Source organism: Bacteroides caecicola (assembly GCF_023337095.1).
In the GTDB taxonomy this organism is placed as follows: domain Bacteria; phylum Bacteroidota; class Bacteroidia; order Bacteroidales; family Bacteroidaceae; genus Phocaeicola; species Phocaeicola gallinarum.
The window spans coordinates 1-23,042 of record NZ_JAMBLM010000010.1 but is presented as its reverse complement, the minus strand read 5'-3'; the positions used below and the strand labels follow the sequence as shown (position 1 = coordinate 23,042).

At 43.7% G+C, this 23,042-nt stretch carries 20 protein-coding genes; 16 read left to right on the top strand and 4 right to left on the bottom strand.

Features of this window, described 5'->3' with window-relative positions:
* Positions 1 to 16 precede the first annotated feature (16 nt).
* The 4 genes from M3085_RS10445 (at position 17) to M3085_RS10430 (ending at position 5,318) form a co-directional block, all read left to right on the top strand.
* Positions 17 to 1,456, top strand: coding sequence for a Na+/H+ antiporter NhaC family protein (locus M3085_RS10445; RefSeq protein ID WP_178256137.1), 1,440 nt, complete (start codon positions 17 to 19; stop codon positions 1,454 to 1,456).
* A 13-nt stretch (positions 1,457 to 1,469) separates the two neighbouring features.
* Positions 1,470 to 2,843 carry a C1 family peptidase gene (locus M3085_RS10440; protein WP_191709281.1) on the top strand — a complete coding sequence of 458 codons (1,374 nt, stop codon included), beginning with the start codon at positions 1,470 to 1,472 and terminating at the stop codon, positions 2,841 to 2,843.
* A 20-nt stretch (positions 2,844 to 2,863) separates the two neighbouring features.
* The gene (locus tag M3085_RS10435; RefSeq protein ID WP_249052966.1) at positions 2,864 to 3,523 is read left to right on the top strand and encodes a carbohydrate-binding family 9-like protein; all 660 of its coding nucleotides are present in this window, start codon (positions 2,864 to 2,866) and stop codon (positions 3,521 to 3,523) included.
* 436 nt (positions 3,524 to 3,959) lie between these two features.
* Positions 3,960 to 5,318, top strand: a complete 1,359-nt coding sequence (locus tag M3085_RS10430) for a leucine-rich repeat protein (RefSeq protein ID WP_249052965.1) — start codon at positions 3,960 to 3,962, stop codon at positions 5,316 to 5,318.
* A gap of 132 nt (positions 5,319 to 5,450) precedes the next feature.
* On the opposite strand, the gene M3085_RS10425 is transcribed toward M3085_RS10430, so the two are convergent.
* Positions 5,451 to 6,329, bottom strand: coding sequence for an arginase family protein (locus M3085_RS10425; RefSeq protein ID WP_249052964.1), 879 nt, complete (start codon positions 6,327 to 6,329; stop codon positions 5,451 to 5,453).
* A 422-nt stretch (positions 6,330 to 6,751) separates the two neighbouring features.
* Here M3085_RS10425 and M3085_RS10420 point away from each other — a divergent pair, with 422 nt between their 5' ends.
* Positions 6,752 to 8,014: a peptidoglycan DD-metalloendopeptidase family protein gene (locus M3085_RS10420; RefSeq protein ID WP_178256132.1), complete on the top strand. Its 1,263-nt coding sequence runs from the start codon at positions 6,752 to 6,754 to the stop codon at positions 8,012 to 8,014.
* A 7-nt stretch (positions 8,015 to 8,021) separates the two neighbouring features.
* On the opposite strand, the gene M3085_RS10415 is transcribed toward M3085_RS10420, so the two are convergent.
* Positions 8,022 to 8,561, bottom strand: a complete 540-nt coding sequence (locus tag M3085_RS10415; protein ID WP_178256131.1) for an FHA domain-containing protein — start codon at positions 8,559 to 8,561, stop codon at positions 8,022 to 8,024.
* Between the two features lie 21 nt (positions 8,562 to 8,582).
* Positions 8,583 to 9,698 (bottom strand): SPOR domain-containing protein, encoded by a 1,116-nt coding sequence (locus M3085_RS10410; RefSeq protein ID WP_178256130.1) that lies wholly within the window; start codon positions 9,696 to 9,698, stop codon positions 8,583 to 8,585.
* A gap of 217 nt (positions 9,699 to 9,915) precedes the next feature.
* Between M3085_RS10410 and M3085_RS10405 the strand changes: the two genes are divergently transcribed.
* Entirely contained in the window at positions 9,916 to 11,229 is a 1,314-nt protein-coding gene (locus M3085_RS10405; RefSeq protein ID WP_178256129.1) for a UDP-glucose dehydrogenase family protein, read from the top strand.
* 103 nt (positions 11,230 to 11,332) lie between these two features.
* Complete coding sequence (locus tag M3085_RS10400; protein WP_191709284.1) at positions 11,333 to 12,160, top strand: hypothetical protein; 828 nt, start codon at positions 11,333 to 11,335, stop codon at positions 12,158 to 12,160.
* Between the two features lie 14 nt (positions 12,161 to 12,174).
* Here M3085_RS10400 and M3085_RS10395 read toward each other — a convergent pair whose 3' ends face one another.
* Positions 12,175 to 12,552 carry a 2-amino-4-hydroxy-6-hydroxymethyldihydropteridine diphosphokinase gene (locus M3085_RS10395; protein ID WP_249052963.1) on the bottom strand — a complete coding sequence of 126 codons (378 nt, stop codon included), beginning with the start codon at positions 12,550 to 12,552 and terminating at the stop codon, positions 12,175 to 12,177.
* 76 nt (positions 12,553 to 12,628) lie between these two features.
* Here M3085_RS10395 and kdsB point away from each other — a divergent pair, with 76 nt between their 5' ends.
* The 9 genes from kdsB to proS all read left to right on the top strand — a co-directional run bounded on the left by kdsB (position 12,629) and on the right by proS (position 22,751).
* Entirely contained in the window at positions 12,629 to 13,390 is a 762-nt protein-coding gene (kdsB, locus tag M3085_RS10390; protein ID WP_249052962.1) for a 3-deoxy-manno-octulosonate cytidylyltransferase, read from the top strand.
* Positions 13,387 to 14,679, top strand: a complete 1,293-nt coding sequence (locus tag M3085_RS10385; RefSeq protein WP_249052961.1) for a M16 family metallopeptidase — start codon at positions 13,387 to 13,389, stop codon at positions 14,677 to 14,679. Before kdsB ends, M3085_RS10385 begins: the two co-directional genes overlap by 4 nt.
* A 146-nt stretch (positions 14,680 to 14,825) precedes the next feature.
* On the top strand, positions 14,826 to 15,914 hold the full coding sequence (locus tag M3085_RS10380) for a phosphatidylinositol-4-phosphate 5-kinase (RefSeq protein ID WP_178256220.1): 1,089 nt from the start codon (positions 14,826 to 14,828) through the stop codon (positions 15,912 to 15,914).
* A 7-nt stretch (positions 15,915 to 15,921) separates the two neighbouring features.
* A complete protein-coding gene (locus M3085_RS10375; RefSeq protein ID WP_191709288.1) occupies positions 15,922 to 16,707 on the top strand; it encodes an inositol monophosphatase family protein in 786 nt (261 codons plus the stop codon).
* 72 nt (positions 16,708 to 16,779) lie between these two features.
* Positions 16,780 to 17,445, top strand: coding sequence for a DUF2461 domain-containing protein (locus tag M3085_RS10370; RefSeq protein WP_249052998.1), 666 nt, complete (start codon positions 16,780 to 16,782; stop codon positions 17,443 to 17,445).
* A 28-nt stretch (positions 17,446 to 17,473) separates the two neighbouring features.
* Complete coding sequence (locus M3085_RS10365; RefSeq protein ID WP_178256123.1) at positions 17,474 to 17,920, top strand: YhcH/YjgK/YiaL family protein; 447 nt, start codon at positions 17,474 to 17,476, stop codon at positions 17,918 to 17,920.
* Positions 17,921 to 17,937: 17 nt separating this feature from the next.
* Complete coding sequence (locus tag M3085_RS10360) at positions 17,938 to 19,953, top strand: alpha amylase C-terminal domain-containing protein (protein ID WP_178256122.1); 2,016 nt, start codon at positions 17,938 to 17,940, stop codon at positions 19,951 to 19,953.
* A gap of 6 nt (positions 19,954 to 19,959) precedes the next feature.
* Positions 19,960 to 21,111, top strand: a complete 1,152-nt coding sequence (locus tag M3085_RS10355; RefSeq protein ID WP_178256121.1) for a DUF6057 family protein — start codon at positions 19,960 to 19,962, stop codon at positions 21,109 to 21,111.
* Between the two features lie 149 nt (positions 21,112 to 21,260).
* Complete coding sequence (proS, locus tag M3085_RS10350) at positions 21,261 to 22,751, top strand: proline--tRNA ligase (protein ID WP_178256120.1); 1,491 nt, start codon at positions 21,261 to 21,263, stop codon at positions 22,749 to 22,751.
* Positions 22,752 to 23,042 lie beyond the last annotated feature (291 nt).

Sequence of the window (23,042 nt, the reverse complement as noted above, 5' to 3'; positions counted from 1 at the left end):
ATACACCGATAAACGAATGACTAAAGTTACTAAGTATCCTTCGCCTCTTGTTTCATTACTGCCCATTTTTGTTTTAATCATCCTTTTGTTTTTTACGATACGCTTGTTCGGAAGTGATGCGTTGGGCGGCGGAAGCCAGATTTGTCTGCTGACGTCTACCGCCTTGTGTGCCGCTATCGGGATGGCAGGCTACGGCATACCGTGGGGAGACATCGAGCGTGCCATAGTCAATAACATAGCCGGAGTGGGCAATGCAGTCATCATCCTGCTGATCATCGGTGCGCTTTCGGCGGTATGGATGTTGAGCGGTGTGGTACCTACGTTAATTTATTACGGAGTACAGATTATCCATCCCAGTATCTTCTTGGTTTCTTGCTGTTTGATTTGTGCCGCAGTGTCGGTAATGACCGGAAGCTCATGGACTACGATTGCTACCATTGGCATCGCACTGATGGGTATCGGGAAAGCGCAGGGGTTTGCCGACGGATGGACGGCTGGTGCCATTATTTCGGGAGCTTATTTCGGCGATAAAATTTCACCCTTGTCGGATACCACTATATTGGCTTCTTCGGTTACCGAAACACCCTTGTTCAAGCATGTACGTTACATGATGTATACTACGGTTCCTTCGATGGTGCTTGCATTGATTGTATTTACGATAGCCGGTTTTGTCTATGTATCGGATGCAAACATCCACTTTTCTTTATTTACGGATGCACTTGCCGAGCGTTTTCATATCTCATTATGGTTGTTGATAGTGCCGGTCATAACAGGAATCTTGATAGCCCGTAAGGTTTCTTCCATTGTAACCTTGTTTGTTTCCACGCTGCTGGCTGTGGTTTTCATGCTGTTATTCCAAGCCGATATTGTTCGCGAGGTGGCAGGCGAGGGGGTGTCAGGCAGTGAAGCCTTGTTTAAAGGGACATGGATGATTCTGTATGGCGGAACAACGTTAGAGACGGAAACAGAGGTTTTAAGCGAACTGATAGCAACAAACGGAATGGCGGGAATGATGGATACCATTTGGCTGATTATATGTGCCATGTGCTTTGGTGGAGCTATGACGGCGTGTGGCATGTTGGGAAGCATCACTTCGTTGTTTATCCGTTTCACTCACCGCCTTACAGGTATGGTGGCATCTACAGTTGGAGCCGGCCTTTTTTTGAATCTTGCTACAGCCGACCAGTACATCTCTATCATTTTGACGGGAAATATGTTTAAAGATATTTATAAGGGAAATGGTTACGAAAGTCGCCTGTTAAGCCGTACTACCGAAGATGCCGTGACTGTTACTTCGGTACTGATTCCGTGGAACACGTGCGGAATGACTCAGGCAACTATTTTAAATGTTCCTACGCTTGTGTATCTACCCTATTGTTTTTTTAACTATATTAGTCCGCTGATGAGCATACTGATTGCTTCCATCGGATATAAGATTGTAAAACTTAAAAAGTAACTATATTTATATTATGAGAAGACATATTACATTTGCTTGCCTGTTTGCTTTGGCATTAGGCGTACAGGCTCAAGAGGGGGGAATAACACCCGAAATGCTTACCCAAATCAAGGGTGCGTATAAACATACTTCTGCAGACAAGGCGATTCATAACGCAATGGCAGGGACGAGCATCGCTGTATTGGCACGTAATCAGGAGCGTCTCGCCAATTTCGACACGAACTTCTCCGACAAGGTAGTTTCGCATGGCATTACCGACCAAAAGCAGTCGGGCAGATGCTGGCTCTTTACGGGGCTGAACGTGCTGCGCGCTCAGATGATGGCGAAGTACGGACTGAGTGAACTGACGTTCTCGCAGAATTATTGTTTCTTCTACGATCAGTTAGAGAAAGCAAACCTTTTCCTGCAAGGCATCATCGACACCCGCATGAAGCCGAAAGATGACAAGATGGTGGAATGGCTCTTTAAGAACCCTATTAACGACGGCGGGCAGTTTACCGGAGTGTCCGATCTGATTCTGAAATACGGGTTGGTTCCCTCATCGGTTATGCCCGAAACATATAGCAGTGAAAATACTTCCCAGCTTAGCAACCTGATTGCCCTGAAGCTGCGCGAGTTCGGATTGCAGTTGCGCGACGACGCTGCTGCCGGGGCAACCGTGGCTGCGCTCGAAGCTAAAAAAACAGATATGCTTGCCACCGTATACCGTATGTTGGCTTTGGCGCTGGGAGAGCCGGTACAGAATTTTAAGTGGACGATGAACGGGGTGGAGAAAGAATACACGCCTCTGTCTTTTTACCGCGAGTTCCTCGGAAACGACCTCGATAATAATTACGTGATGCTGATGAACGACCCCAGCCGCGAATATTACAAGTGTTACGAGATAGATTACGATCGTCACGTATACGACGGAAAGAACTGGACGTATGTCAACTTGCCGGTAGAAGATATCAAACAGATGGCTATCGCTTCCATCAAAGACAGTACCATGATGTATTTCTCATGCGATGTAGGTAAGTTTATGGACAGCCAGCGCGGAATGCTCGATGTTAATAATTACGATTATGCTTCACTTATGGGAACTGAGTTCGGTATGGATAAGAAACAGCGTATCCAGACTTTTGCCAGCGGTTCTACCCATGCTATGACGCTGATGGCGGTAGACCTTGATGCGAACGGGCGTCCCAAGAAATGGATGGTGGAAAACAGTTGGGGACAAGATGCCGGATTCCGTGGTCACATGATTATGACCGACGAATGGTTCAATGAATACATGTTCCGCCTCGCAGTAGAAAAGAAATACGTTCCGAAAAAAGTTCTTGACATATTGAAGCAAAAGCCGGTACGTTTGCCTGCATGGGACCCTATGTTTGCACCCGAAGAATAACCGCATAAATACATAAAGCTATGAATACATTGTGTATAAAAAAAATTCAGGCGGTGGCAGATATTTCTGCTTCGCAAGTTCCTGCGTTGCTTGATAAGGCACAGGCAGAATGGCATCGGATAGATACCGTAAATTGGGACGCCTATCCGTATAAACCCGAAGTGAGTTTCCGCATCGTACATACGGGAGACAAACTGTTGGTTCATTACCGGGTGACAGAAGAAAGTGTACGTGCCGTTGCTGCGCATGACGACGGCCGTGTATGGGAAGACTCCTGCTGCGAGTTCTTCGTAAGTCCCGACGGTAATGATGTGTATTATAATTTGGAATGTAACTGTGGCGGAACGCTTCTGCTTCACGGCGGACAGAAAGGCGGTGAGCGTCCTTCGGCACCGGTTTCTGTACTGGAAAGCATAGACAGATGGGCCTCATTGGGCCGTACTCCTTTCGAAGAGCAGGTAGGAGAGCGCACGTGGGAACTTGCATTGGTAGTTCCCGCTTCGGCATTCTTTTTACATGCAATAACAGATTTCAGCGGTCTGGTGATGCGTGCCAATTTCTACAAGTGCGGTGACCTGTTGCGTACGCCCCATTTCCTTTCATGGAGCTCTATCGACTTGCCGCGTCCCCAGTTCCATTGTCCGCAATACTTTGGTGAAATACGTTTTGCCGAAGATTGATTCCCGCTAAAAAACATCTCATAGTTTCTTATAATCCATTGGGTAGAATCAGGTTATTCTTCCCAATGGATTTTTTATTCGCATGAGTTCAGGCTCTAAAGCGCGCTGATTATTAGTTCTCCTTTATCTTTCCATTTGCCAATCCGGTTCTTTTTGTTGTTTGTCGCATTCTGTTGTGATGTAATACTTTTGAAAACATTTCAACAATTAGTAACTGAATGTTCATTAATATTCTTTCTTATATTTTTACAATATGCGGCTTAAATCGTGCGAACCAAACGCTCTTTTTTCTTGTTGGTAATAATCGGATAACACAGAAGTCACCTTTGGAGTGATAAACAGGTATTTTGAATTATTGTTTCTTTGTGTGAAATATTATTGAAGTATTAGTTTTTTTAATGTAAAGATTGTGAACACCCGATTTTTATTTAACCAGATGTTCTTTTTGTTGTTTTCAGTGATAATGATGGCATGTTCCGATTCGGGAACCGAAGTAACAGGCGATGTCGAAGTTGCCGCTGTAACCGTATCGCCTGCTACTCTTAATTTAAATATAGGAGAGACACAACGTCTGACACTTACCATACAGCCCGAAAATGCGAGTGCAAAGAGCGGCGTGTGGAGTTCGTCGGATGAAAGTGTGGCAACCGTGTCGGATGATGGAACAGTGACGGCACAAGCCGAAGGAAATGTTACGATAACCGTAAAGGTTGGCGATAAAAGCGCAACGTGTGAGGTTACGGTGGCTGCTTCTGCTTCCGAAGAGGAGGATAACAACGATGCAACCCTTTTCGATTTGACAAAGTTGACGGGAGCAGAGCTTGCAAAAGCTATTGCCGATGCTTCGGCTGCGGGGATAACTCGCTTCACGCTGAAAGGTGATTATGCGGCTTTAAATCTCGTAGAGAATAATCCTTTTGTAGGTATTTATATGGAATCACTCGATTTGAGTGGTGTAACAGGCTGGCCGGAAGTGAGCAACGGGCAAGCCGGAGTGCCTCGTCATGCTTTTTATGACAAAGATATCCGGATACAAGAACTCGTACTCCCTGAAGCGGTAAAAGCGGTAGGCAGTTATGCTTTCAGCCAATGTGTGATGTTGACAAGCGTAACAGCGCCGGGTTTGCAAACAGTAGAGCCGTATGCTTTCCAATATTGTTCGGCATTAAAGAAGGTGAGTATGCCTCAGGTCACTTCGATAGGGGAATCTGCATTCTTTAATTCGGCATTAGTTGAAGCCGATTTCCCCGTACTGACATCTGTGGGCAATCTGGCGTTTCACCAATGCGCTTCGCTGGTTTCGGTCAATATGCCTCAACTTACCGCATTAGGAGAAATCGCACCATTGTATGCTGACCAACCAATTGAAGCATCTGTGTTTGGCAAATGCAGTGCGCTTGTGTCAATTTCACTACCTAAAATGACTGTTGTAGGCGACATGGTATTTGAATCTTGCAAGTCATTGATGAAAATCGAATTGCCTGAAGCTACGGATATTGGCATTTTCTCTTTCCGTGGTTGCAGTGCTTTGCAGGAGGTTTCACTCCCGAAGGCTGTAAACATAAACGATTATGCTTTTGCCGATTGTCCGGCGTTGCGAACTATTCAGTTGGTAACTCCGAATAACATTGCTGTGTATAGCTCGGCTTTCGGTGAATCTAACTCACAAACGCAGAATATAACTCTTACCCTTGCTTCGCAGAACAGTTCGCAGGTAGACCAAGTGGAAACTCCCGATGGTAAGATTACTTATACGTGGAACGGTTACGAATGGAAACATATTTCTTATAAATAACCCAAAAACACTCTGAAAGCAAAACACTTATCACGTTGTGTGCTCGTGTGTTGCCGACAGCGGGAAGATAAGAGATTCGGGATGGTGAGCGCCACAGTAACGCTCACCATCATTTTTTTATAGGCAAGAAAGCTATTTCAACAGTGGCAACCGGCTGAGCATATTTTTGAGCCGGATAGCAATACGCGGCATTGGCTCGGCGATGGTCAGTCCTACGATTTCTTTTTCTTGGGCGATATCGTTTATCACCCGCACCACTTCTGCCATTTTCATTCCGTCGGGAACCACTCCTACGGCTGCGATGATTTCGTTTGGGTCGAGTACATCCATATCGAAGTGAACCACCACTTTAGATGCTCTACAGGCTCTCAGCCACTCACGTACAGGGTTGCTGTTTTCCCTTACCTCCTCCGGAGACAGGTGCTTGATTCCGTATTCTTGTTGGCGTATTTTGATTTCTTCCCGTTCCCAGTCTCTGATTCCTACCATCAAGATTTTGTCCGGCGAGATGGTAGCCGGGAGTTCGTCCATGATTTTCCGGTCGCCCACTCCCATGCAGGCAGTAACAGCCATTGCGTGATAACCCGTATACACATCGCCGGGCAGGGTAATATCGGGGTGTGCATCAATCCAGACCATAGCCACGTCGCCATTATATTTATGGGCGAGGTACGTAAACGGGACAACGCTGGTCGAGCATTCTCCGCCCAGTGTCACTATCCGGTCTGGATTTTCTGTGTTCAGAATATCTAACGCAGCTTTTGACTGTCGGTAGATAACCTCACGGTCGAGCACTCCACCGGCACATTCGCGCTTGGAGATATCCGTTGAAACGGGAACGGTCACGGTTTTCTGTCCGCTGTCGGGAGCCAGAAAATTCAGCAGTTGTGCACCTAAGTAATATCCTCTTGCCGCATCGTCGGGATTCGGAATTTCAGGCAGCCAATGATTAATGTCTCCACCCTGCCATTGAGGATAAATCAATCGGATTGTAGTCTTTGCTTGTTTCATAATCTTTACAAATTGTAGGTTGTTAATCTTGTTCTGGTTTTTCCGGATTATGTTGCCGGTATGTCCCGAAAAACGCTTCCGTTAGTGTTTGTAGTTTTTAGCCGATAAGTTCCCCGGTTCTACCCATAGAACACCTTCATCCTTCGGGTAGCGTTTTGTCAGGTTCCGGATTAAAGCCGGGAAAACCGATGCAGATTTTTGTTCTTTTTGTTAATTACTTGGATATGTTATTTTTAGGTTTCCGCCCGCCATCATTGGGGCGGTTGATTACAAAAATAAAAGTTTTATGTTTTTTTGCCAAACTAATATCCTTTTAAACAAAGGGTATTAACAATAAAAGCATTACATTTGTAGTAATTAATTATACCATTTTTTGAAAGATAAAATGGGGGCTTGCAATTATTGAATCCAAATTGATTATAATGAAGAGAATAACAAAGAATGTATTCGGCATTTCGGCAGGTGTCCTTATGGTTTTGTTTGCCGGGTTAGGGATAGCTACGTGGATAAACAAAGAAGAGAGCAGAAAGGCGCTTGATGAGGTAGAAGTGACCGACTCGGCAGAAGTCAGCGAAATTGTTTATAAATACGGTATTCCGGTAGATAATTATAATGTACGCTACGGAATAGTGCAGGCAAATCAGAATTTGTCGGTCTTGTTGCAAAAGCATGGATTGTCTGTGGGCGAAGTACACGAGTTGAATAAGCTGTCTGAAGGAATTTTCGATGTCCGTAAGATTCGGAGCGGACAGGCATACGCTGTGTTCGAAACCAAAGACAGCTTGCCGAGAACGAGCTTTTTCGTATACGAAGAAAATCCGAAATCTTACGTGGTGTTCGATGTAAGAAACCGGAAATACGAAGTGCGTAGAGGGGAGAATCCCGTGGAATGGAAACGCAAGCAGGTAAAAGGGAAAGTGGAATCATCACTGTGGGTTGCCATGCAAGAACATGACACGTCGCCTCAGTTGGCAATGATATTGTCGAATATATTCGGATGGACCATCGACTTTTTCGGCTTACAGAAGCAAGACGAATTCCGGGTAATTTACGAACAGGAGTACGTGGAGGGAAAAGAACTGCCCAACTTCCGTGTGCTGGCTGCTTCCTTCAATCACGAAGACAGTCTTTATTACGCCATACCTTTCGTGCAAGACGGCGAAGAGCTTTACTATAACGAGAAAGGAAACAGCCTTGAAGGAGCTTTCCTGAAAGCCCCGTTGGATTTTTACCGCATCTCATCGCGCTTTTCGAACAGCCGCTTCCATCCCGTGTTGAAACGTTATCGCGCCCATCACGGTGTAGACTATGCTGCACCTACGGGTACGCCTGTTTATGCGATAGGAAACGGAAAGGTTATAGCAAAAGGCTTTCAGGCAGGAGGTGGAGGAAACTATGTGAAGATACGCCACAACAGCGTTTACGAAACTACTTATATGCATTTGTCCCGTTTTGCAAAAGGCTTGAAGGTAGGGAATGAGGTGAAGCAAAAAGAAGTTATAGGTTACGTCGGGGCAACGGGGCTGGCTACTGGGCCTCATCTCGACTTTCGTGTTTACGAGCATGGAAAGCCGATAAACCCGCTGCATATAAAATCGCAGCCGAAGAAACCCATCAGCCCGATGAATATGCCACAGTTTACCGTTGTGCGCGATTCGTTGGTTAATGAGTTGTCTCGTCTGTAATCAGACTTTACAACTCTTCATTTTCTTCCGCGCAGCGCAAAATCAGGGTGGTAGCTCCCAATGTGAAAATAGCACCATCCTCAATGCGGGCGCGTTCTTTCGCTCCTAAAAGTTCGTTCATAAGGAAAGTTCCCGTGATGCTGTCGTTGTCGCGCAGGGTGTAGATGAGTTTTCCCTGTTTGTTCCGCTTTACATTGATGATGCAATGACGGCGGTCCATGCTGGGGTCGTTGGTTTCGATAGGTACGTCAATGTCCATACCCTTGCTTCGGCGTCCTATTACGTTATCGCCTTCGTGAAGCGGCAGTACCTGTTTGTAAGCAAACGTGTTTTCAATTACCACCACATTTCCACATTCCTGCATACCTGTCGATTCATCTGCCACTTCCTGACGTTGGTTGGCAGCGTTGAGTTTGGCTTTTCCAATGCGTATGCTGAACTGCTTGTGGCAGTTGTCACAGATAAAGACCAATGACTGGCCGATTTCGTATTTTGTTTCGTCAAATTGAATATAATTATCGCATTTGGGACATCTGACTCTCTTCATAAAGATGTATTCTCTCTGTATTTATTTAGCGGTGAATACCCACGCATTTTTAAATTGTTCGTTTTTTCTCAGTTGGTTGACCTCTTGATAAGCCTCGCTGCTGCTGGTACCTTCATGGAGGGCAATACGGTAACGTCCGTTCGACTCCAATATTTGTACGTTCTTGTAGCCATTCTCGCGGTATTTCTTCACTTGCTCATCGGCATCGGCTTTCGTAGCAAGGCTGGCAATGATGATGTAAGAACCTTTTTGAACAGCAGGTTGGGAAGCCGGTTTCTCTTTGGGCGTAACTTCTTTTTCTTGAACTTGAGCTTGAGAAGTCGGATTCTTTTGTGCGGGGGCAACCTCTGCCGCCGGTTGTGCAACCGGTTTTACTTTTTCAGTTTTTACGGTAACGGGTTTCAGTGTATTGATGTTGTTACGTATCCGTTTCTTTTTCTCTTGTTGGTTTTGTTGTCCTTCACCGGATAAGGTAGTAGCTACCGATTGGTTACGGATTGCATCAAACATAGCTGTAGAACCGAGTGAAGCATAACTTGCTTCGTCAATATAAGTGTTTTCAACCGGAATGGAGAGAACAAAAAACAGTAAAACGGCTGCTACCGTTGCCACAGCGTTGCGTGCCCAACTGCGTAGCGGTATATGTTTTTTCTCTTTCCGAGACGACATCTGGATAGTCTTGACTGTCGGTGCAGGCTGTTGAGGCTGTACTTCTTTACTTAATAAAGGCAACGAGAACCGTTCTAATCCATACAGGTTCGGCGTGAAAAAAGCATCTTTTAGCGGCTCGAACTCATATCGTCCTTTTATATTATAGTAAAGCGTACCTACTCCGTTCAGCTCAAACTGCCCGTTTTCGTAGAGCTGTTCTTTCAGTTGGATAACCGTTTCTTCGATTTTGCGCGTTGCGTCCGGAAAGTCGGTACTATACGTTTTCATATACGACTGAACCAAAAGTCCGTCGTTCATTACTAACTGGGGATTAAAACCGATGGTTCGTGTAGGAGGATAAAACTCGTTATCTTCCTCTTTATACATGGCAGGACGGTTGTGGGCGATAAATCCGCCAAATCCCGGAACGATTACGCAATCGTTTTCTAATAATAAGACTTCTATATGTTTTGCCAATTCAATCATATTGCAAAATTAGCATTTTTTCTGTAATAAGCCCTACTGTTTGTATTGGAAAATTTGGAGTTTGTCGGGGAAAAATTGAAATTTGTCGGGTAGAATTTAAACGGCAGGCTCTAAATGAACTTCTTTTGTCAATATCTATTTTTTTTCTATTTTTGCGGAGCGTTCAAGGAGTAGGAAATGCTGCTTGAAACTCAACAAAAGATAAAAAGAGGATTTTATGAATATAGCAATAGTCGGAACCGGATACGTTGGTTTGGTAACAGGCACCTGCTTTGCCGAAACAGGGGCGAATGTGATATGCGTGGATACGAATAAGGAGAAAATTGAAGCCCTGAAAAAAGGAGTGATTCCTATTTACGAGCCGGGACTGGAGGATATGGTATTGCGTAATACCAAAGCCGGACGTTTACGCTTTACCACTTCGCTGGAAGAATGTCTTGATGAAGTGTCGATTGTATTCAGTGCAGTGGGTACGCCTCCCAACGAAGACGGAAGTGCTGATTTGCAATACGTGCTTAACGTAGCTCGAACCATTGGGGCATGTATGAACAAATACGTATTGGTGGTTACGAAAAGCACAGTTCCTGTGGGTACGGCAAAAAAGGTAAAGGCAGTTATCCAAGAAGAACTTGCGCGTCGTGGCGTATCCGTCGATTTCGATGTAGCTTCTAATCCGGAGTTTCTGAAAGAAGGCAATGCTATCAGCGACTTCATGACTCCCGACCGTGTGGTGGTGGGCGTAGAATCGCAGCGGGCAAAAGAGTTGATGACCAAGCTATACCGCCCTTTCCTGTTAAATAATTTCCGTGTGATATTTATGGATATTCCTTCAGCCGAGATGACAAAATATGCGGCGAATTCGATGCTTGCCACACGTATCAGTTTTATGAACGACATCGCCAATCTTTGTGAACTGGTGGGAGCCGACGTGAATATGGTGCGTGCAGGTATCGGGTCTGATACACGTATCGGTAGGAAATTCCTTTATCCCGGCTGCGGATACGGTGGCTCTTGTTTTCCGAAAGACGTGAAAGCCTTGATCAAAACGGCGGAAGAACACGGTTATACCATGCGCGTGCTGAAGATGGTGGAGGAAGTAAACGAAGCTCAGAAGGATATTCTGTTCCGGAAACTTTCGGCTTTCTATGAAGGTAATCTGAAAGGAAAGGTTATCGCACTTTGGGGATTGGCTTTTAAACCCGAAACCGACGACATGCGTGAAGCTCCTGCATTGGTGCTGATAGAAAAACTGAAAGCAGCCGGTTGTGTGATTCGTGCTTACGACCCCGCTGCTATGGACGAGGCTCGCCGACGGGTGGGTGACAGTATTTATTATGCACGCGATATGTATGATGCCTTGCTCGATGCCGATGCCTTGCTGATGGTGACAGAATGGAAAGAATTCCGTCTTCCGGCATGGGGTGTTATCAAGAAAACCATGAATCGCCCTGTTATTTTCGACGGACGCAATATTTACGATGCCGAAGAATTGAAAGAGTTGGATATCGTTTATCATTGCATCGGAAAATAGAAAATAAAGGCAAAATAGGCAGCATTGGCTAAGAAAAACAAGTGTTGACTTGGATTTTATGCTTTCTTTTTGTATATTGCCCTCCTTATGAAAGGAGGGTAGTATGGACGAAAAACTAACATTCTATCAGTTATCGTCGGAAGTTGCCAATGAAGTATTGGAACGTGTCGAGGCATTTAATAGAGGAAGAACACGCGAGCGAGGGGCTTATGTCATCAGTCTTGCTACGGCTTACCGTCCTTACTATGCGTTATGGCGCATATTTCCTGATTCAGATATTCCTTTGTTCATACGCACGCTGGCAGTTACGTTTGATGTGGCGGCAGAGCGGGCCATGAAGCTGTTGCAAAATTGCAATGTCGTATTGTCGGTGGCAGATAACGCTGTTTTTGAACGTTGTTATGGATTGACTGACGATGTGATTCCTTTCGGTAAATATAAGGGAAAACGCTTGGCTGAAATTTATTATCTTGCCCCGTCTTATGTGTTGTGGCTGGCAAATAAATTTACCCCTGATACCCGCCGCTATGACCACTTAATCGAATTAGCGAAACAATTTGCGTATGTTCATTTCGAATTGACTGTACAGAAGCGTCAGATATCATCTGTCAGCCGGTTTGTAGGAAATAAAGGCGATAAACTGAAAGACTTGAGTTTGACGGTACTGAATATTCGTCTGCAAGTAGACACCTACAAGCCGGATTTTTATGTAGACCAGAACATATTGGCAGCGGATAGGGATGGCAATCGATTTACGTTTCTTGTAAAGGCGGCGGGGCAGAGCCTGACCCCAAAAGCCCTACACTGCCGGTCTCGGAAAATAAACCGTCAGGAAGTGTTACACCTGTTATCGGCAAAGGTAATGGGACACTATGAAAGTCACGGTGTAAGATATACGCGCTTGGGGTATGTGAAAATACAGTCTGTTTAGCCGGACGGAGATTCTCAGATAAGAAGCATGGCGCGGCGTACGTAGTTCTTTTTCATGTCTTCAGGCTTTAAGATTTGTCCGTTAAACTCCAGCAAGTCGATGTCTAAGGGAATGATGCCCGTGCGTTTGCTTTCGGCAGTTCTTCCGTTTTCAACTTCCACCTGTTTCAGAATATGCTGAACGGTTTCCATATCTAATGATGTTTGAAATTTGGCGATGCGGTTCAGGTAGGTCGTTTCGCAGACCGTATCCCCTTCAGCCGGAGTTTTCAGAATCTTCCCCCACCGTATGAGCGGGAAAAAACGGTTCAAGGTTTTCTCGGCATTTTTCAGGTGAACCATCCCTTCCGTATTCGAACCCAAACAAAGCAGACACTCGTATTTCTTTTCCATAAATCAAAATGTTTACATGCAAAAGTAGAAAACTTTTCGTATTTTTGTTGCCTTATTAATTTAAAATTACAATGTCATGAAATTTATAGGAATTATTCCTGCCCGATATGCTTCCACCCGTTTCCCTGCCAAACCATTGGCTGTATTGGGAGGCAAAACCGTAATTCAGCGTGTGTATGAACAAGTAACCGGAGCTTTGGATGAGGCTTACGTAGCAACCGACGATGAACGCATCGAAGCTGCCGTAAAATCTTTCGGCGGAAAGGTGGTGATGACGTCGGTTCACCATAAAAGTGGAACAGACCGTTGTTATGAAGCCTTTCAGAAAGTAGGCAAGGGGTACGATGTAATAGTAAATATTCAAGGTGACGAACCTTTTATCCGACACGCTCAATTAGAAGCCGTCAAAGCCTGTTTCAATGATGATTCGACGCAGATAGCTACATTGGTTAAACCTTTTGTACCGACCGACGGTTTTGAGGCTTTGGAAAATGTAAATTCGCCCAAAGTGGTGGTAAACAAATCCATGCAAGCACTGTATTTCAGTCGTTCCATTATTCCGTATCAGCGGAACAAAGACAAAGCGGAATGGTTGAGCGGACATACCTACTATAAACACATCGGTTTATACGCTTATCGGGCAGAAGTCTTGAAAGAAATAACAGCCTTGCCCCAATCGTCATTGGAATTGGCGGAATCATTGGAACAACTTCGCTGGCTGGAAAACGGATATACTATAAAGGTAGGAGTCAGTGACGTGGAAACCATCGGGATAGATACACCGGAAGATTTGGCACATGCTGAGCTATGGTTAAAACAACACGGGGAGGTGAAATGATAACAGTTGACAGAACGATAGCACCCAAAATTCGCCAGATAGAGCAATTCTCTATTCCGCAACCCGAGCAGATGACCATGCGAAACGGTATGCCGCTTCATGTAATTCGTGCCGGGAGTGAAGATGTTATTCGCTTTGATTTGATAATAAAAGGAGGACAGTTACATCAAACGCTGCCGCTTCAGGCACTGTTTACCAATCGTATGCTGCGCGAAGGAACGCGCACGATGACTTCTTCCGAAATAGCCGAAAGACTGGATTATTATGGAGCATGGCTTGATCTCTCTTCATCGGTAAACTGCGCTTTTGTTACGCTCTATTCGCTGGGTAAGTATTTCCCGAAAACGGTTGAAATTTTGGCATCCATTATAAAAGAACCTGTTTTCCCGGAAAAAGAATTACGGGTGGTAACGGAGGCAAATAAACATCAGTTTCTTGTCAATAATCAGCGGGTGGATGTGTTGGCACGTAAGCAATTAAACCGTTCTTTGTTTGGCGTTTCGCATCCATTAGGACGTTATGCTGAATGGGAAGATTACGACCGCATTCATGCCGATGTACTGAAAGACTTTTATGCTTGTCATTACCGCTCGGACAATTGTTCTGCTTATGTTTCGGGAAAAGTAACGGACGAGATTGTGCGCTGCATTGAAGAAAATTTCGGAGATGAAGCGTGGGGCGTATCGAATCATGCCGTTTATAATCGGATTTTCACGCCGGAGACCGATCAGCGGAAGCGTGTGTTTATCGAGAAAGAAGATGCTCTGCAAAGTTCGTTGAAGATCGGAGGTTTTTCTTTGTCTCGTCAGCATCCCGATTATTTGAAACTGCGTGTACTTGTAACGCTGTTCGGTGGGTATTTCGGCTCTCGGTTAATGTCGAACATCCGTGAAGAAAAAGGATATACGTATGGTATAGGGGCAGGACTGGTGGCTTATCCTGATACCGGTATCTTGGTTATCAGTACCGAAACGGCAAATGAATACATCGAACCGGTAATTACAGAAGTTTATCGGGAAATGGATAAACTGAGAGATGAATATGTCTCAGAAGAAGAATTGACGATGGTACGTAATTACATGTTAGGCGATATGTGTCGTTCGTACGAGAGTGCTTTTTCATTATCCGATGCGTGGATTTTCATAGAAACAGCCGGATTGGATAAAGAATTTTTTGTCCGCAGTGTGGCTTCAATTCGAGACACGTCGGCAGAAGATATTCGCAGGCTTGCCCAAAAATATTTCTGCAAAGAAAACTTAATAGAAGTAGTAGCAGGTAAAAAAGTTTGAAATGATGCCGCCTGAAAAGGCTAAAAAACTTTATTTTTGGAGCGCGAAATATAAATCTTAATGTGAATATGGTGTTACCAGTGTGTAGGTAGCGGTAAAAACAGAATAATCGAATGAATAAACATACTTTATTATTATGTGCTTTTATGGTGTGGGGCGGTGTTACAGCCTCAGCTCAATTGTCTTTAGGATATTATAAATTTAAAGATGGTTCTGAATATACGGGAGAACTGAAAGGGAAACGTCCGAACGGAAAAGGAAAAACCATCTTTAAAAACGGAGATATCTACGAAGGCGAATATGTAAAAGGGAAGCGTCAGGGAAACGGAACCTATACTTTCAGTGACGGAGAGAAATACGTCGGCGAATGGTATCAAGACCAGCAGCACGGAAAGGGAACATATTATTTTATGAACAACAATCGTTACGATGGAATGTGGTTTGCTGATTTCCAAGAAGGAGAGGGAACTATGTTTTATTACAACGGCGACCTCTACGTCGGTTCATGGCATCATGATAAGCGTAACGGCAAAGGTGTTTATACATGGAAAGGCGGCGCAAAATATGAAGGCGAATGGAGAGATGACCTGAAAAACGGAAAGGGGGTGATGACTTGGGAAGACGGCTCTAAGTATGAAGGCGAGTGGAAAAACGGTGAACGGCACGGAAAAGGTACTTTTTATTACACCAATGGCGATAAATACATAGGCGATTGGGTAAATGATGTACAAAACGGAAAAGGGGTTTATTACTTTCAGAATAATGAACGTTACGAAGGTGATTATGCCGACGGTGAACGTACCGGACAAGGTATTTATACCTATCCTAACGGTGACAAATACGTCGGGCAATTCCGGGGAGGATGGCAAGAAGGCGAAGGGACGTTTACGTGGGTGAGCGGTGCTGTTTACGAAGGACAATGGTCGAAAAATCAACGTTCGGGAAACGGTAAATATAAATGGGCAAACGGTGACGAGTACGAAGGGCAGTGGAAAAACAATATGGCAGATGGCGAAGGTACACTGCGTATGACGGATGGCTCTGTATATACCGGCCATTTTGTGCGAGGTAAAGAAGACGGACAAGGAACGCTGGTAACGAAAGACGGAACACGGTTTGAAGGTTTCTTCAAGAAAGGACAGAAAGACGGACCGTTTATTGAAAAAGATGCAAACGGCAACGTAATCCGTAAAGGTACATTCCGCAACGGACGTTTGTTGGAAGAAAAAAAATAAAAAGACTATGGATTTGCTTGAATTGACTGACGATGTACGCCAGATAGCATTGGAGGCGGGTCGCTTTATTCGTGAAGAACGAAAAAGGTTTAGCCGCGAAAGCATCGAGAAGAAACATGCACATGATTATGTTTCTTATGTAGACAAAGAGTCGGAAAAAAGAATCGTAACCCGCCTGAAAGAATTGCTTCCTGATGCAGGCTTTATTGCTGAAGAGGGAAGCGGGAGTATGACTGATGAAAAGTATTGCTGGGTGGTAGATCCGCTGGATGGTACAACTAATTTTATTCATGACAATTCCCCTTATTGCGTAAGCATCGCCCTGCGGGATGAAAAAGAACTCCTTTTGGGCGTGGTTTATGAAATCTGCAGAGATGAATGTTACTGGACGTATAAAGGTGCACCTTCTTATTTGAACGGTAATGTAATACATGTTTCATCGGTCAATACGTTAGACGATGCTTTTATTGCAATAGGATTCCCTTATCGTGCCGAAGAATACAAACCCTTTGCTTTGCGTTTTATAAAAACATGTTATGGCAATGTGGCAGGTTTACGCTTGGTCGGAGCTGCGGCAGCCGAGATGTGTTATGTTGCCGCCGGACGTTTCGACGCCCGTATCGAATCCTACCTCGGGCCGTGGGACATTGCAGCCGGATGCCTGATACTTCAGAATGCAGGAGGTAAGGTTACGGATTTCAGCGGAGGGGATACGTTTTATTCAGGACATCAAGTGCTTGCCTCAAATGGAAAAATACATGATTTTTTGTTGAATATTATTGAAGACCGGTAATTTTCCCGGTCTTTTTTCGTTTTATATAAATAATTTTTGTATGTTTGTTCGTCTAAAGATACAATGACAGGTATGAATATATCGGGAATCTTGAATTTCTTGAAACTTTTGGCGGCAAACAATAATCGCGAATGGTTTTTAGAGCATAAATCGGATTATCTGAAAGTACAGTCCGATTTCGAAGATTTATTAACAGTAGTGATAGCCCGTATTTCTTTATTCGATGAAAGTGTGGCTCATGTCCGCCCTCGTGATTGTACGTATCGTATTTACCGGGATATACGGTTTTCGGCAGATAAATCTCCTTATAAGACGCATATTGGCGGATATATTAATGCCCGAGGGAAAAAATCCAATCACTGCGGGTATTATATTCATTTGGAACCGGATAATTGTATGTTTGCAGGGGGAAGTTGGTGTATGCCTCCTGAAATGTTGAAAGCAGTCCGTCAGTCGGTATGTGATAATATAGATGAATACCGTTCTATTGTAGAAGATAAGGCTTTTCGTAAATATTTTCCGGTGGTGGGAGAACAATTCTTGAAAAACATTCCGAAAGGGTTTCCGAAAGATTTTCCTTATCCGCAATATATCTGCTGTAAAGATTATACGGTAGCCTACCGTGTACCGGATTCTTTTTTTGAAAACCCGAACTTTGTTGACGATATAGCTGATATATTCATGCAGTTAAAACGTTTTGCTGATTTTACGAATGAAACGATTGATGAGTTGGAATAAATCGGCTATAATGAATCATTGAAAAGTTATGATTATAGATAGAATAGAAAATTTCGAGCAGTATGTTGGGGTACACCCATTGTTTGCACAAGTGCTTGACTTTTTTAAATCGGCAGATTTGAAAATGGCGGCAACAGGGAAAATAATCATGCAAGATGGAAATCTTGTCTTTAATTTTACCGAATCGGCTCCGAAAAAGAAGAAAGAAGCACGTTTGGAAACGCACAACGAATTTATTGATATCCAATTGCCTCTTTCAGGTATCGAAATGATGGGATATGCACCGCGTAATGTACTTGCAGAAACACCTTACGATGCTGAAAATGATATTTCGTTTTATGATATAAATGCAGATATTTATTTTACTGTAAAGCCGGGTATGTTTGTGATATTCTTTCCTCAAGATGCTCATGCACCGGCTATAACATCTGCTAAGTTAAGGAAATTGATTATAAAGATTAAGGCTAATGTATAATTAATAACACTGATACTATGGATGAAGTATTGAAAATTATTAAAAACGACCCGTGGCTTGAACCATATTCGGATGCCATTAAAGGAAGACATCAACATGTTATCGACAAGGAAAAAGAACTGATTGGCAAAAGTGATCTGACCGGATTTGCGTCAGGATATCTTTATTTTGGCCTGCATCAGACGGATAAAGGGTGGACTTTCCGTGAATGGGCGCCCAATGCCACTACTATTTATTTGATAGGTGACTTTAATGGATGGAAAGAAAGTCCGAAGTATCGTTTGAAGAGAATCCGTGGTAAAGCCGGAAATTGGGAAATTAATTTGCCGGCAGATGCTTTGAAACATGGCGATCTTTATAAGTTAAAAGTATATTGGGACGGAGGATGCGGCGAACGAATCCCTGCATGGGCAAACCGTGTTGTTCAGGACGAGGTAACTAAAATATTTAGTGCGCAGGTATGGAGTCCGGAAAAGCCTTATAAATTTAAGAAAAAAGTATTTGTCCCGAATGTAGCCCCACTGATGATTTACGAATGCCATATTGGTATGGCTCAGGATGCGGAACGGGTAGGTACATATAATGAATTCCGGGAAAACGTTTTGCCGAGAATTGTTAAGGATGGCTATAACTGCATTCAGATAATGGCTATCCAAGAGCATCCTTATTACGGTAGTTTCGGTTATCATGTATCCAGTTTCTTTGCTCCGTCTTCTCGTTTTGGAACGCCTGAAGAATTGAAACAACTTATTGACGCGGCTCATCAGATGGGAGTGGCTGTTATTATGGATATTGTTCATTCTCATGCCGTAAAAAATGAGGTGGAAGGTTTAGGAAATTTTGCCGGAGACCCCTGCCAGTATTTCTATCAGGGCGATCGGCGTGAACATCCGGCATGGGATTCTCTTTGCTTTGATTACGGAAAGAATGAGGTGATTCATTTCTTGTTGTCTAACTGTAAATACTGGTTGGAAGAATTCCATTTCGATGGTTTCCGTTTCGATGGAGTTACCTCAATGCTTTATTACAGTCACGGATTAGGAGAGGCGTTCTGCAATTATAACGATTATTTTAACGGACATCAAGACGATAATGCAATCTGTTATCTTACGTTGGCTAACCGTTTGATTCATCAGGTAAATCCGCGGGCAATAACAATAGCCGAAGAAGTTTCCGGTATGCCGGGATTGGCTGCTCCGTTTGAAGACGGTGGTTATGGTTTCGATTACCGTATGGCTATGAATATCCCTGATTATTGGATTAAAATCATCAAAGAGCGGAGGGATGAAGACTGGAAGCCGTCGAGCCTGTTCTGGGAAGTGACCAACCGTCGTAAAGATGAAAAAACAATTTCGTATTGCGAGAGCCACGATCAGGCTTTGGTAGGCGATAAAACAATTATTTTCCGCCTTATTGATGCTGACATGTATTGGCATTTCAAGAAAGGGGATGAAAATGGAGTGGTAGAACGCGGTATAGCTCTTCATAAGATGATTCGTTTGCTTACAGCCTCTACTATTAACGGAGGATATCTGAATTTCATGGGTAATGAGTTCGGTCATCCTGAATGGATTGATTTCCCCCGCGAAGGAAATGGATGGTCATATAAATATGCGCGCCGGCAATGGCATTTGGTAGACGACAAGAGCCTATGTTATCATTATTTAGGTGATTTTGATTCTGCTATGGTGCATTTGATTGAGAGCGTGAAAAATATTCAGAAGAGTGATGTCGTTGAAATCTGGCATAATGATGGAGACCAGATATTGGCTTACCGCCGTAAGGACCTGATATTTGTCTTTAACTTTAATCCTACTCGTTCGTTTACTGATTATGGTTTCCTTGTTCCGCGTGGAGCATACGACGTAGTATTAAATACCGATAGTAAGGATTTTGGCGGCTTCGGGTTCGCTGATGATTCAATGCGCCATTTTACGTGTGCCGATCCATTGTATGCAAAAGAAAAGAAAGAATGGCTGAAGTTATACGTACCGGCGCGTTCGGCTGTAGTTTTGAAACGAGTGAAAAACTAATTTGTAATGGGTAAATATACAAATGTACTTTATGAGAAAGCCGCACGCATGACAACCGTGGTGTGCGGTTTTCTTTTCTCTCTATTTAGTTTCGTTTATTTATATGTTTTCCAGCGAGATGTATTAGAGGCTTTACACTTCTCTTTGGCTCACGGGAAAACACATTTTGCCCCGATGGGCAGTGCTGTCGTTATTACGCTTATACTGCTCTTGCTGCGTTGGGGGGTAAACAGCCTTTTAGGATTAAAAGGCTATATACGTTCGCTTTCTTACCTGCCTTCATTTCTCGTTCTCTGTGCTTTGACCGATGTAGGTAGAACCGTGTATATGTCTGCTTATCACACGGTATGGAGTTGGTTGCTTCCGGTTCTCATCCTGATTTTTGTTGTGTTTGCATATTGGTTGCGCGGCTTGTATCGCAATCAGTTGAACACAGAAGGCAGTAGGCTGGGGTTAGTGAATTATAATCTGCTGATACTTTTCGTCCAATGTTTGATGACCGTGCTGGTGGGGAATACCAATCGGGCGTTTCATCATGAATTAGAGGTAGAGCGTTACTTGCGTGACCGGGAGTATGTAGAGGCATTGGAAGTAGGCAAACGTTCGTTAGAATCTACGCATACATTAACAGCACTTCGGGCAATGGCGATGGCTCATGCGAAATTGATGGGAGAAAAACTTTTTGAGTACCCCCAGTATTACGGGGTAGACGGTCTGTTTTTCGATGAAGACTCAACGGCTGTTTTGCGTTTTACGAACGATTCGGTTTACGATCTTTTGGGAGGAAAACCCTATGTAGGAGATAAGCCGTTAGATTATTTGAGCGAACTTTGTTATACAGGCCGTGGAAAATACATTGCGTTGGATTATTACTTGGCGGGACTTCTGCTTGATAAACAGATAAATAAGTTTGCACAGACCATTGACGACTTTTATGAATCAGAAGATTCTCTGCCGCGATATTACCGTGAAGCGATGGCCATATATCGTTCAAATCATTCCGACTCTGTTTTCGTGCGGAATGATTCTGTAATGCAAGAAAAATATATCAGATATAAAACCCGTCAGACGGAATTTGCCTCGCCGTTAGAAGAACAAAATTATATGAAACGTGAGTTTGGAGACACTTATTGGTGGTATTTCGATTATCAAAAATAAAGAAAGATTGCATGTAAGCAGGATGCTAATTACATTTTTTACGTCTTTTCGCTCATAAAAGCTCAAAAACAAAGGTTAGAATAAATCTTTTTCGTAATTTTGTGTCCGTAAATCCATTGAAACATAAAAAATAACTGCATAACAAAATTATGGCAAAAGAATTAAAAGACCTTACCAAAAGAAGTGAAAATTACTCACAATGGTATAATGATTTGGTTGTAAAAGCTGACCTTGCAGAGCAGTCGCCTGTTCGCGGTTGTATGGTGATTAAACCTTACGGATATGCGATTTGGGAGAAAATGCAACGTCAGTTAGACGATATGTTTAAAGCAACGGGGCATGTGAATGCGTATTTCCCGCTGTTGATTCCTAAATCATACCTCAGTCGCGAAGCAGAACACGTAGAAGGCTTTGCCAAAGAGTGTGCGGTGGTGACTCACTACCGTCTGAAGAATGCCGATGACGGTTCGGGAGTGATTGTAGACCCGGCAGCAAAACTGGAAGAAGAATTGATTATCCGTCCTACTTCAGAAACAATCATTTGGAGTACGTATAAAAATTGGATTAATTCTTACCGCGATCTGCCTATCCTGTGTAACCAGTGGGCAAATGTAGTACGTTGGGAAATGCGTACGCGCCTGTTCTTGCGTACAGCCGAATTCTTGTGGCAAGAAGGACATACAGCTCACGCTACGCGCGAAGAAGCAGAAGCAGAAGCACAAAAAATGTTGCATGTATACGGAGACTTTGCTGAAAAATATATGGCTGTTCCCGTTATCAAGGGTGTGAAATCTGCTAACGAACGATTTGCCGGGGCGCTTGACACGTATACGATTGAAGGATTGATGCAAGACGGAAAAGCACTTCAGTGCGGAACGTCACACTTCCTCGGACAGAATTTTGCAAAAGCGTTCAATGTTCAGTTTGTTGATAAAAACAATAAGTTGGATTATGTTTGGGCTACTTCATGGGGTGTATCTACCCGCTTGATGGGAGCTTTGATTATGACTCACTCTGACGATAACGGTTTGGTACTTCCTCCGCATCTGGCTCCGATTCAAGTGGTTATCATACCTATTTATAAGAATGATGAGCAGTTGAAGCAAATCGATGCAAAAGTAGAAGGCATTGTAAACGCGCTGCGGGCTTTGGGTATTTCCGTGAAATACGATAATGCCGACAATAAGCGTCCGGGCTTTAAGTTTGCCGATTATGAATTGAAGGGTGTTCCGGTTCGTCTTGTTATGGGAGGTCGTGATTTGGAAAACAATACGATTGAAATCATGCGCCGCGATACGCTGGAGAAAGAAACCCGCACGTGCGACGGAATTGAAGCCTATGTGAAAGATTTGTTGGAAGAAATCCAAGCAAACATTTATCAGAAAGCCTTGAAGTATCGTAACGAACACATTACGAAAGTGGATACGTATGATGACTTTAAAGAACAGATAGAGAAAGGAGGCTTTATTCTTGCTCATTGGGACGGAACTACCGAAACCGAAGAGCGCATTAAGGAAGAAACAAAAGCAACGATTCGTTGTATTCCTTTCGATGCCGACGAAGAAAGCCTTACTCCGGGTGTGGATATGGTTACAGGTAAACCTTCTGCGCGCCGTGTGTTATTTGCTCGTGCATATTAATAATAAGTAGGCGAAATCGTATTTCCCGATATTCAGGCACAGGTATGTGTTCTGTTTGCTCTCAGTAATTGGAGTACAGAATATATATCTGTGCCTTTTTTTGTATCCTGATGTTCCGGAAAACGCTACCGTTAGTGCAGGTCATTTCTATGGGTAGAATTGTCCGGTTCTACCCGTAAGACGCATCGGTTCTACGGGTAGTGTTTTTCACCCCTTTTGACCATGCCGGATGGAGTTCAAGCAAAAGGCTATACCACGATGTTATTCTTTTGCTCGTATTGTTTTTCAAAA